7 protein-coding genes are annotated in these 12,526 nt (G+C 66.9%); 6 read left to right on the top strand and 1 reads right to left on the bottom strand.

Annotation, left to right across the window (positions count from 1 at the left end):
- Positions 1–2 precede the first annotated feature (2 nt).
- The 5 genes from CA833_RS07465 (at position 3) to CA833_RS07445 (ending at position 11,093) form a co-directional block, all read left to right on the top strand.
- Positions 3–2,387, top strand: a complete 2,385-nt coding sequence (locus CA833_RS07465) for a hypothetical protein (RefSeq protein WP_207079675.1) — start codon at positions 3–5, stop codon at positions 2,385–2,387.
- 266 nt (positions 2,388–2,653) lie between these two features.
- Positions 2,654–7,291, top strand: coding sequence for a glutamate synthase large subunit (gene gltB, locus CA833_RS07460; RefSeq protein WP_207079674.1), 4,638 nt, complete (start codon positions 2,654–2,656; stop codon positions 7,289–7,291).
- A gap of 16 nt (positions 7,292–7,307) precedes the next feature.
- The gene (locus CA833_RS07455) at positions 7,308–8,741 is read left to right on the top strand and encodes a glutamate synthase subunit beta (protein ID WP_207079673.1); all 1,434 of its coding nucleotides are present in this window, start codon (positions 7,308–7,310) and stop codon (positions 8,739–8,741) included.
- A 188-nt stretch (positions 8,742–8,929) separates the two neighbouring features.
- Positions 8,930–10,702, top strand: coding sequence for a methyl-accepting chemotaxis protein (locus tag CA833_RS07450; protein ID WP_207079672.1), 1,773 nt, complete (start codon positions 8,930–8,932; stop codon positions 10,700–10,702).
- A gap of 82 nt (positions 10,703–10,784) precedes the next feature.
- Positions 10,785–11,093, top strand: a complete 309-nt coding sequence (locus CA833_RS07445; RefSeq protein ID WP_207079671.1) for an antibiotic biosynthesis monooxygenase — start codon at positions 10,785–10,787, stop codon at positions 11,091–11,093.
- Here the strand turns inward: CA833_RS07445 and ung are convergent.
- Positions 11,085–11,804, bottom strand: a complete 720-nt coding sequence (gene ung / locus CA833_RS07440) for a uracil-DNA glycosylase (protein WP_207079670.1) — start codon at positions 11,802–11,804, stop codon at positions 11,085–11,087. The genes CA833_RS07445 and ung overlap by 9 nt on opposite strands.
- 94 nt (positions 11,805–11,898) lie before the next feature.
- Here ung and CA833_RS07435 point away from each other — a divergent pair, with 94 nt between their 5' ends.
- Positions 11,899–12,522 carry a ribonuclease D gene (locus tag CA833_RS07435; RefSeq protein WP_142636310.1) on the top strand — a complete coding sequence of 208 codons (624 nt, stop codon included), beginning with the start codon at positions 11,899–11,901 and terminating at the stop codon, positions 12,520–12,522.
- The last annotated feature ends 4 nt before the right edge of the window (positions 12,523–12,526 follow it).

The raw sequence follows: 12,526 nt of genomic DNA, 5'->3' as shown, positions 1-12,526 counted from the left end.
AGGTGGCGAAGCAAGAACGTAAGTCACAGGGCGCGGGAAACCAGCCGATCACGCGCCACCCGCTGTTTCCGGCGATTGCCGCGCTTTGGGTGGCCGCGCTGTTCGGGCTTGGCAGCATGGTGCTGAGCCCCGCCACGATCGAACGGCTGGTCGGCGCGACCGGGCTGTCCTCCCTCGTTCCCATGGCCGCTCCTCCGCTGGGCGTGACCGCCCGGCTGCTGGTCGCCCTGGCGCTGACCGGCCTCGGCGCGCTGGTCGGCGTGGTCATCGGCCTGAGGCTGGCGCGCCGCGGCAGCGGTGAGGGCAATGCCCTGGCCGACACTTCGACGGAAACGGCGGCCGAAACTGAAGATGCCACCCCAGTCATTGCAGCGACGCCCATTGCAGTTCCTGGACGCCTGGCCTCGTTGGCCGGGCGTCGGCGGGGCCCCGAAACCGTGCGCGAAGCGGAACCGGCGCCGACGCCGGCCAGCCTGGCAAACGACATGACCGCGCCGCAGATCCTGCAGCTGGCCGAGTTCGATCTCGATGGGCTGCCTGCCCAGGTCGAGGATGACGCGGACGATACGGACTACCAGGCTCTCCCCGCAGAACCGGCCGCTCCCCGCGTGCCTGACCTTGAAGACACTGACGTCGCGCAAGTCGACGCCGCTACCGTGCCGCTTGGGGACCAAGGTCCAGAAGCGGAAGCACCGCTGACCGGACCGGCGCCTTCCCAGACGGACGCGATCGAAACACCTGCGGCCCTTGCCCCAGCCTTCTCATCTACGGCCTTCTCTCCCGCGGCCTTTTCTCCCGCGGCTTGGGCGGACAGCGGCCACGACGGGGACGATCAGGCCAATTTCACGCCGCTCTCCGCGCCGCTGACGGCAGCGCCGCTGTTCGAAACCTATCTTCACAGCGAAACCGCACCGCACGACACACTCGCCCGCGAAGCGGAACCGCAAGACACAGCGTTTCCCGAGCCGGAGCCGGAACCCTCGACGACGCCTACGCCTACGCCCACGCCTGACCAGACCCTGACGGCGAGCGCGGCAGAACGCATCTCCAGGGCTCCGCTCGACGCGCTCAGTCAGGTCGAACTGCTCGAACGCCTGGCACTGGCGATGGAGGAGCAGCGCCGCAAGCTCTCGCTGACCCCGCCTGCACCGCTGACGGTCGTGGCTCCCGCCATTGCGGACGCCCCGCCCGCCGACCGCGAAGGCCTGGCCGCAGATCCCCTGGCAGGCATCACGGCGCCGAAGGTCCCGACTGCTACCGACAGCGCCGCTGACGGCAGGCCCGCCAACGGCATCGCTCCTGATGACGCGCCCTCGGACCCCACGCCCCCTTACGGCCCTTCGGTTGCGCGCCTGGCCGCGATCAGCGCCGCCATGGGCCTGGGCACGAATCTCGATGCAGGGCTGGACGGCGGCCTGCCCCAGAGCCCCGCAGCAGCCCCCTTCGCGCCGCCGCCCTTTGCCCGCACACCGTTTTCCGGACCGGGCCTTGCGGCACGCACCGAGGTACTGGCCGGCCGCATCGAGGCGGCGCAACCGCTGGAAGACGATTTTGCCCTCGGCGACGCGCCCGAGGCAGCGGCCGGCGTCGGGGGCTGGCAGGCCGTGACCGGCGGCGAAGCCGAAGCCGAACTCGAAACTTATGCCGCCGAGATTGCGGACGGCGGCTCTCTCCTTGGCGAAGCTGCCGACGATGCTGCCAGTAGCGTTGTCTCGCCGCTGTTCCCCTCGGCAAGGATCACGCCGATCCCGGCCAAGCTGCGTCCGATCGGGCTCGCCTCCTTCGACGAGCAGGACGAGGACGACGTTCTTCCCGGCTACATCCCTCCGCGGCACATTGCCCTTGCCCCGCAGCCGGTCGCCACGCCGGTGGAAGCGGCCATTCCCACGCCGGTGGAAGCGGCAATTGCCTCCGCGCTCGAGGAGCGGCCGATGGCCGGCCTCGCCGCAGGCCATGACTTTGTCCCGGCCCCGGCCGAAGATGAGGATGAAGAGGAAGGCACCGCGCTGGCCTTTGGCGAGGACGAGGACTTTGCCGAGGATGGCGCCGACATCGTCGAGGAAGACGTGCTCGAAGAAGGCTACTCCTCGCTGCTGAGCATGCAGCGCCGCATCGAACCACGCCCGGGTTTCATCGCCCTGGACGATGAAAGCGAAAACGAAGGCGAAAACGGGGCCGGTCACCCGGGCCCGCGCCCGGCCGAAGCCGTGAACGAAACCGCCACTGCAACAACCGCAACCCACATCGACGCGGCACCGGCCTTCATGGCTCCTGCGCAACCTGGTGCCCGCCTGTTCGACCCGCCCGGTCGCCCGGACCCCGCCGAAACCGAAAAGGCCCTGCGCGCAGCGCTCGCGACGCTGCAGCGCATGAGCGGCTCGCACTGAAAGCCAGGCCCGGCGGACGGAACCACCCCGTCCGCAAACGTTTTCAGCGCGAGCGCTTATCCAGCCGCACAACAAAATTCCCTTTTTTACCGTGTCAACGCACTAAATCTGCGCGAGGACGTTCGTTCGCAGTTGCAAATGCGGTCCGTAATCGTCATGGGGGCCCTTAGGGGACACCACGGCGAATTTTGGCCGCGCGCGATTCGCGCGTGTCGAAGCGAGGCGCTCGGTGTGAACCCCGGACAACGACAGGATGGGTTTTATCGATGGGATTTCCTAAGCCCCAGGGCCTTTATGATGCGCGTAATGAACACGATGCCTGTGGTGTGGGTTTTGTTGCCCATATCAAAGGGAACAAAAGCCACGCCATTATTACCCAGGCACTGGAAATCCTTAAAAATATCGACCACCGCGGGGCGGTAGGCGCCGACCCGCTGCTGGGTGACGGTGCCGGCATCCTCACGCAGCTTCCCGACCAGCTGTTCCGCGGCTGGGCCGCCGCCACCGGCGTCGAGCTGCCCAAGGCGGGCGACTATGCCGTGGCCATGTGCTTCCTGCCGCAGGACGAAGCCTGCCGTGACCTGATCACGCAGACTTTCGAGAAGTTCATCGCCAAGGAAGGCCAGACCCTGATCGGCTGGCGCGACGTGCCGGTGACGCTCGACGGACTTGGCAAGACCGTGCTCGAATCGATGCCGGTGATCCGCCAGTGCTTTGTCGGCCGCGGCTCCAACTGCGCCGATCAGGACGCGTTCGAGCGCAAGATCCTGGCAATCCGCAAGCAGACCCAGAACCCGCTCAAGGCAATGGCCGAAAAGCATGACATGCCGGGGCTCACCGAGCTCTACATGCCCAGCTTCTCGACCCGCACGATCGTCTACAAGGGCCTGCTGCTGGCGACCCAGGTCGGCTCGTTCTACGACGATCTGCGCAATCCCGAGTTCGTCTCGGCGCTCGGCCTCGTCCACCAGCGGTTCTCGACCAACACCTTCCCGAGCTGGAAGCTGGCGCACCCGTTCCGCTTCATGGCGCACAACGGCGAGATCAACACCGTTCGCGGCAACGTGAACTGGATGAATGCCCGCCGCCGCACCATGGAATCGGAGCTGCTGGGCGCCGATCTCGACAAGATGTGGCCGCTGATCCCGCACGGCCAGTCGGACACCGCGTGCCTCGACAACGCGCTGGAACTGCTGCTGGCCGGCGGTTACTCGCTGAGCCACGCGATGATGATGCTGATCCCCGAGGCATGGGCGGGCAACCCGCTGATGACCCCGGAACGCCGCGCGTTCTACGAGTATCACGCCGCCCTGATGGAGCCGTGGGACGGCCCGGCCGCCGTGGCCTTCACCGATGGCCGCCAGATCGGCGCCACGCTGGACCGCAATGGCCTGCGCCCCGCGCGCTTCCTCGTCACCGACGATGACCTGTGCGTCATGGCCTCGGAATCCGGCGTGCTTCCGATCAAGGAAGACAACATCGTGCGCAAGTGGCGCCTCCAGCCCGGCCGCATGCTGCTGATCGACTTCGAGCAGGGTCGCATCATCGAGGACGAGGAAATCAAGAACCAGCTCGCGGGCGAGGAGCCCTACGAGAAGTGGCTTGAAATGGCGCAGTACAACCTCGCCGACCTCGACGTGATCGAACCCGAACTGGCCCAGCTTCCGGAACCGACCGGCTCGCTGCTCGATCGCCAGCAGGCCTTCGGCTACACCCAGGAAGACACCTCGCGCTTCCTCGAACCGATGGCCGTGGCAGCAGACGATCCGCTCGGCTCGATGGGCACCGACACGCCGATCCCGGTGCTGTCGAACCGCTCGCGCCTGCTCTACGACTACTTCAAGCAGAACTTCGCGCAGGTCACCAACCCGCCGATCGATCCGATCCGCGAGGAACTGGTCATGAGCCTCGTCTCGATGATCGGCCCGCGCCCGAACCTGCTGGGTCATGACGCCGGTGCGCACAAGCGCCTCGAAGTCAGCCAGCCGATCCTCACCGACGAGGACCTGGCCAAGATCCGCTCGGTCGAGGCTGCGCTGGACGGCGCGTTCCGCACCGAGACCATCGACATGACCTGGGACGCCTCTGCCGGCGCCACCGGTCTGGAGATGGCGATCAAGGAAATGTGCTGGGCGGCCACCGAGGCCGTGCTGGCGGACAAAAACATCCTTGTCCTGTCCGACCGTGCCCAGGGCCCGGACCGCATCCCGATGCCGGCGCTGCTGGCGACGGCTGCCGTCCACCACCACCTCGTCCGCCAGGGCCTGCGCATGCAGACCGGCCTCGTGGTGGAAACCGGCGAGGCGCGTGAAGTCCACCACTTCTGCGTGCTCGCGGGCTTCGGCGCGGAAGCGATCAACCCTTACGTCGCGTTCGAGACGATCGAGGACATCCGCGCCCGCAAGAACCTGCCGGTGACCGCCGAACAGGCGCGCAAGAACTACATCTACGCGATCGGCAAGGGCATCCGTAAGGTCATGTCCAAGATGGGCATCTCGACCTACCAGTCGTACTGCGGCGCCCAGATCTTCGACGCGGTCGGCCTGTCGAGCGCCTTCGTGGAGAAGTACTTCACCGGCACCGCCACCACCATCGAAGGCGCCGGGCTGACCGAAATCGCCGAAGAGACCGTCCGCCGCCACGCTTCGGCTTATGGCGACGATCCGGTCTACGCGAACATGCTCGACGTCGGCGGCATCTACGGTTCGCGCGTGCGCGGCGAGGAACATGCCTGGACATCGGAGAACATCGGCGCGCTCCAGCACGCGGTGCGCGGCAACGTGCCCGAGAAGTACCGCGAGTTCGCGCAGTCGATCAACGACCAGTCCAGCCGCCTGCTGACCATCCGCGGGCTGATGGACTTCGTGCCCGGTGCCTCGGTGCCGCTCGACGAAGTCGAACCGGCCAGCGAAATCGTCCGGCGCTTCGCCACCGGCGCGATGAGCTACGGCTCGATCTCGTGGGAGGCGCACACCACGCTGGCGCTTGCCATGAACCGCATCGGCGGCAAGTCGAACACCGGTGAGGGCGGCGAGGATCCCAGCCGCTTCAAGCCGCTGCCGAACGGCGATTCGATGCGTTCGTCGATCAAGCAGGTCGCCTCGGGCCGCTTCGGCGTCACCACCGAGTACCTGGTCAACGCCGACGACATCCAGATCAAGATGGCCCAGGGCGCCAAGCCCGGCGAAGGCGGCCAGCTGCCCGGCGACAAGGTCGACAAGACGATCGGCGCGACGCGTCACTCGACGCCGGGCGTCGGCCTGATCTCGCCGCCGCCGCACCACGACATCTACTCGATCGAGGACATCGCGCAGCTCATCCACGACCTCAAGAACGTGAACCCCACGTCGCGAGTCTCGGTCAAGCTGGTGTCCGAAGTCGGTGTCGGCACCGTGGCCGCAGGTGTCTCCAAGGCGCGTGCAGACCACATCACGATCTCGGGCTACGAGGGCGGCACCGGCGCTTCGCCGCTGACCTCGCTGACCCACGCGGGTTCGCCCTGGGAAATCGGCCTTGCCGAAACCCAGCAGACGCTGCTGCTCAACAACCTGCGCAGCCGCGTGGTGGTTCAGGCCGACGGCGGCCTGCGCACCGGACGGGACGTGGCCATCGCGGCACTGCTCGGCGCCGACGAGTTCGGCTTCGCCACTGCCCCGCTGATCGCGGCCGGCTGCATCATGATGCGCAAGTGCCACCTGAACACCTGCCCGGTCGGCGTCGCCACCCAGAACCCGGTGCTGCGCGCGCGCTTCACCGGCCAGCCGGAACACGTGATCAACTACTTCTTCTTCGTGGCCGAAGAGCTGCGCGCGATCATGGCGGAACTGGGCTTCCGCACGCTCGCGGAGATGGTCGGCCGCGTCGACCGTCTCGACATGAAGAAGGCGATCACCCACTGGAAGGCCAAGGGCGTCGACCTGTCCAAGGTGCTCTATCAGGCCCCGCTGGGCGACAGCCCGTCGCTCAACTGGAGCCAGACGCAGGACCACGGTCTGGAGCACGCTCTCGACAACGTGCTGATCGAAGCCGCCGCCGACGCGCTGGACAAGCGTGAGCCGGTGCGGATCGAAAAGCCGGTGATCAACGTCAACCGTACCGTGGGCGCCATGCTTTCGGGCGAAGTCGCCCGTCGCTACGGCCATGCCGGCCTGCCGGACAACACGATCAACGTGAAGCTGACCGGCGTTGCCGGGCAGAGCTTCGGCGCCTGGCTTGCCCACGGCGTCACGCTCGACCTGACCGGCGACGGCAACGACTATGTCGGCAAGGGTCTGTCGGGCGGCCGCGTGATCGTGCGCCAGCCGGGCCACGTGAACCGCGACCCGCTGCAGAACATCATCGTCGGCAACACCGTGCTCTACGGCGCGATCTCGGGCGAGGCGTTCTTCAACGGCGTCGCCGGCGAACGCTTCGCGGTGCGCAACTCGGGCGCCGTCACGGTGGTCGAAGGCTGCGGCGATCATGGCTGCGAGTACATGACCGGCGGCGTGGTGACCGTGCTGGGCAAGACCGGCCGCAACTTCGCGGCGGGCATGTCGGGCGGCGTTGCCTACGTCTATGACGAGGACGGCCAGTTCGAGAAGCTGTGCAATCCCGCCATGGTCGATCTCGTGAAGTTCTCGGCCGAAGCCGACGAGGAAGACGGTGCCGGCCGTCCGCAGCAGCGGACCAACGGCGTCCACGACCTCGGCATGGGCGACATGCTGCGCCACGACGCGGAACGCCTGCGCGTACTGCTCGAACGGCACCACCTGCACACCGGCTCCAAGCGGGCCCGTGCGCTGCTCGACGACTGGGCGACCACTGTGTCGAAGTTCGTCAAGGTGATGCCGCGCGACTACGCCAAGGCTCTCCGCCAACTCGAGGCCGAGCGGCTTGAAGCCGCTTCGGTGGCCGCAGAATAATTCGAAGGTAATAGAAATGGGCAAGGAAACCGGCTTCCTCGAACTGGACCGCCAGGATCGCACCTATGGCGACAAGGCCGAGCGTCTGACGAACTACAAGGAGTTCATCGTTCCGCTCTCGGCCGAGACGCTCAAGAACCAGGCCTCGCGCTGCATGAACTGCGGCGTGCCGCACTGCCACACCGGCTGTCCGGTCAACAACATCATCCCCGACTGGAACCACCTGGTCTACGAGGACGACTTCAAGAACGCGCTGGAAGTCCTCCACTCGACCAACAACTTCCCCGAGTTCACCGGCCGCATCTGCCCCGCCCCGTGCGAGGCGGCCTGCACGCTGAACATCATCGACCAGCCGGTCACCATCAAGTCGATCGAATGCGCGATCGTCGACAAGGGCTGGGCCGAAGGCTGGATCACGCCGAAGGTCGCGGCCAAGCGCACCGGCAAGTCGGTGGCGGTCGTGGGTTCGGGCCCGGCGGGTCTGGCCGCGGCCCAGCAGCTGGCCCGCGCCGGCCACTCGGTGACGGTGTTCGAGAAGAACGACCGCGTCGGGGGGCTGATGCGCTACGGCATTCCCGACTTCAAGATGGAGAAGCACCTCATCAACCGCCGCATGGTGCAGATGATGGCCGAAGGCGTGGAGTTCCGCACCTCGGTCGAAGTCGGCGTGACGGTTTCGGTGGCTTCGCTGAAGGAAAACTTCGACGCCGTGGTCTTTGCCGGCGGTGCCGAGGATCCCCGTCCGCTGAACATCCCCGGTTTCGAACTGCCGGGCGTGCGCTTCGCGATGGAATTCCTGACCCAGCAGAACAAGCGCAACGCAGGCGACGACGAAATGCGCGCCGCTCCGCGCGGCACGCTCTCGGCCACCGGCAAGCACGTCATCGTCATCGGCGGCGGCGACACCGGTTCGGACTGCGTCGGTACCTCCAACCGCCAGGGCGCGGCTTCGGTCACGCAGCTGGAAATCATGCCCAAGCCGCCGCTGCACGAGAACAAGGCGATGTCCTGGCCGAACTGGCCGCTCAAGCTGCGCACCTCGTCGAGCCACGAGGAAGGCTGCGAGCGTGACTGGGCGGTACTGGCCAAGCGCGTCATCGGCGACAACGACGTCACCGGCCTCGAATGCGTCCGCGTCGAGTGGAAGGACGGCAAGATGCAGGAAGTGGCCGGCAGCGAGTTCACGCTCCAGGCCGACCTGATCTTCCTTGCAATGGGCTTTGTCGGTCCGCGCAAGGCGGGCATGCTCGACCAGTCGGGCGTCGACCTGGACGCACGCGGCAACGTCAAGGCGACCATGGCCGACTACCGCACCAGCGACCCGGCGATCTGGTCGTGCGGCGACATGCGCCGTGGCCAGTCGCTGGTGGTCTGGGCGATCCGCGAAGGCCGCCAGTGCGCGCGCGCGGTGGACGAGGCGCTGATGGGCGTTTCCGAACTGCCGCGCTGATCGGCACAGACATGGCACCGGTCGCTCGACCGGTGCTGCAAGAGGGGCGCCCCCACGGGAGCGCCCCTTTTTGTGTCCGGAGCGACCATGGCCTTACTGCCATTCCCCTAGCCCCTCGAAAGCGGCCGATTCATCGGGAGCGCTTAGCCTCGCTGCCGTTGCCGAGGCTGTCGAGGGCGGACACAGAAATGATAAGGGACCAGTCCAAACGGATTGGCCGGCTGCTTGTAGGGCTGGTGGCGCTCGCCATCGTCATCGCCGGCTTCAGCACCTACAAGATCCGCTTCGGCGGTCCGATCCAGGCGAAACACGCGCTTCAGGACGAGATGCTCGCCGATATCCTGCCGCCGCCCGCCTACGTGGTGGAACCCTATCTCGACGCCACCCTGGCCGTGAACGATCCCGCCCAGGCCCCGGGCCGGCTGGAAGAGCTGGCCCGGCTCCAGGCCGAGTTCCGCGACAGACAGGCCTATTGGCGCGATGCACCGCTGCCGCCGGACGTCGAACCGCAAATGACCCGGGTAATCGCCACCGCCGCCGCGTTCTGGGAGGCGATCGACCGCGAGTTCGTACCGGCGGTGCGCGCGCGCGACAAGCAAGCCATGGAGCGCGTGCACCGAACCATCCTGACCCCGCTCTACCACCGCCAGCACGAGGAGGTGGTCAGGCTGGTCGACATGTCGCGTGCCTATTCGGCCCGCGAACTGCAGCGTGACATGCTGCTGACAACCGCTTCGCTTGCCCTCAGCACGCTGATCGCGCTCAGTGTAGCCGCGGCGATCGGCTGGACCGCCGCGCAGGCGCAATCCCGTGTCGTCCGGCCGCTCGAAGATGCGAGGCTGGCCTTCGGCGAGCTGGCCGCGGGAAGGCTGGAAACCGCGATTCCTGGCCTCGATCGAACCGACGAACTCGGCGCGATGGCGCGGGCAATGGACGTGTTCCGCCGCGCCGCCATCGATAACCGCGACGCAGAATCCGCGCAGCACGATCTTGTCGAGACATTGTCCAGCGGCCTGCGCAAACTGGCCGACAAGGACCTGGAGGCGCAGATTCACGACAGCTTCCCTGCCGATTACGAGCAGGTGCGCCAGAACTTCAACGCCGCCGTCGCAGCGCTGGCCGACGCCATGGCGACCGTCGGGACGGGATCGGGCAATCTGTCGCGCACCATCGTCGAAATCCGCATGGCCACCGACGACCTTTCCGCGCGCAACCAGCAGCAGGCCGCCAATCTCGAGGAAACCGCCGCTTCGATGCAACTCGTCAGCAACCGCGTGCGCGAGAGCGCGGCCACGGCGACGCGGGCACGAAGCGCAGTCACCCAGGCTCATGCCCAGACCGGCGAGAGCGCAGGGGTTGTCCAGCAGGCGGTGACCGCCATGGCCGCGATCGAATCGTCCGCGCAGGAGATCGGCACCATCGTCGACGTGATCGACTCGATAGCCTTTCAGACGAATCTGCTTGCCCTCAATGCCGGGGTCGAAGCGGCACGTGCGGGCGATGCCGGCAAGGGCTTCGCCGTTGTCGCCGCCGAAGTCCGCGCGCTGGCGCAGCGTTCGGCGGATGCCGCCCAGAACATCAAGCTGCTCATCGCCAGAAGCGCCGAACAAGTCGGCGCAGGTGTCGCCCTCGTCTCCGAAAGCGGCTCGCGGCTGGGCGAGATCGCGGCCCGCATCGCCGAATTGAACGACATGATTGCCGCCATGGCCCAATCGGCCATGGATCAGTCGACCGAACTCGACCAGGTCAGCACCGCCATCAGCGAACTCGACCGGGTCACCCAGCGCAATGCCGCGATGGTCGAGCAGACGACCGCCGCAACCCGCGAGCTGGAAAGCGAAGCGCATACGCTGACCGCGCTGATGGCGCAGTTCCGCACCCAGCGCGGCATTGGCCATGCCGGATCACTGCCCGCGCCCGACTCGCGCACCGAAATCCGCAGGCTGCAACCGGCGGCCTGAATCCGTCCCGGCGTTTCCTGCCACGCAGGCTTGACCCACCCGCCATGCAGACCGATTCTCCGGCAGTTACGGAGACGAGGCCATGCTTCTCGAAATTGCGGAAATCGACGTCCGCCCAGGATCGGAACCGGCGTTTGCCCAGGCCATGCGCGGGGAAGGGGTCGGCCTGCTGGCCAGTTGCGACGGCGTGATCTCGGTGCAGTTCGGCCAGGGCGTCGAACATGCGTCGCGCTTCGCCTTCAACGTCGTGTGGACCTCGCTCGAGGCGCACGAAGCAGCTCGCAAGCTGGATGCCTTTGCCCGCTTCCGCAGCCTGTTCGGCGATCTCGCCATCGGCGGGACCATGCATCACTTCGAGATGGATGCGCCGGTGGCCGGCAGTTCAGCCTGAACGGGCGGCGTTTACCGGCACTTGCCAGTCGATCCGGCCCCGTCCGTGGGCTTCGAGAAAGGCATTGGCCTGGCTGAAATGGCCGCATCCGAAAAAGCCCGCATAAGCCGAAAGCGGGCTCGGGTGCGGCGCGGTCAGGACAAGGTGATGGCTCGAGCCCAGTCCCGCCACGCGCATCGCCTTTTTCCGGGCATGGCTGCCCCAGAGCAGGAACACGCAAGGCTCCGCCTGGGCGGCGACTGCCGCGACCGCCGCATCGGTGATTGCCTCCCAGCCGCGTTTCTGGTGTGAACCGGGCTGCCCGGCCTCGACGGTGAGCGCATTGTTGAGCAGCAGCACGCCCTGGCGTGCCCAATGCTCCAGACTGCCGTGCCCCGGCGCGATCACGCCGCAATCGCTCGCCAGTTCCTTGTAGATGTTGACCAGCGAAGGGGGCACTTTAACCCCCTCCATCACCGAGAACGCCAGGCCATGCGCCTGCCCGGGGCCATGATAGGGATCCTGCCCCAGGATCACGACCCGCACCTCGTCCAGCGCCGTGAGTTCCAGTGCCCGCAGCCACTGCCCGGCGGGGGGATAGATGGTCTTGCCGGCCCGCGCCTCGGCCTCGAGCCAGCCTGCCAGCCGGCGCGACTCGGGGCTCGCCAGCACCGGGGCCAGCGCCTCTGCCCAGGCAGGAGGCACCCCTTGCATGGCCTCGGCTGCTTCCATCGCTGCGCTACTCCCGATTTGTCCGCATCTGACCGTCCACAAGGGCATCCGCCCATTGCGAAAAGCCAGCCCAGTCCCTAAGCATTTCCGGACTATGGCTGTCTATCTCCACGAAGAAGATCTCCCCGAAGGCGTGCTCGCGCCCGGGCCCGTCGCCGTCGACACCGAAACGATGGGACTGATCACCCCCCGCGACCGGCTTTGCGTGGTCCAGATTTCCGATGGCAAGGGTGACGAACATCTCGTCCGCTTCGCCCCGGACAGCGCCTATGACGCGCCGAATCTCAAGGCCGTGCTGGCCGATCCGGCCCGCCTGAAGCTCTACCACTTCGCCCGTTTCGACCTTGCCGCGATCGAACACTACCTCGGCGTCGTCGCCGCTCCGGTGTTCTGCACGAAGATCGCCAGCAAGCTGACCCGCACCTACACGGACCGTCACGGTCTCAAGGATCTGGTGCGCGAGCTGCTGGGCAAGGAAGTCTCCAAGCAGCAGCAGTCGAGCGACTGGGGCGCGGCAGAGCTGACCGACGCGCAGAAGGACTATGCCGCCTCGGACGTGCGCTACCTGCACGCCATGCATGAAATTCTCGTCGTGCGTCTCGCGCGCGAGCATCGCACCGAGATCGCGCAGGCCTGCTTCGACTTCCTGCCCGCCCGCGCGAAGCTCGACCTCGCCGGCTGGCCCGACCACGACATCTTCAGCCACGAAGCCGCCTGAGCCG

Source organism: Novosphingobium sp. KA1 (assembly GCF_017309955.1).
Lineage (GTDB): Bacteria > Pseudomonadota > Alphaproteobacteria > Sphingomonadales > Sphingomonadaceae > Novosphingobium.
This window is presented reverse-complemented; position numbering and strand designations above follow the sequence as displayed.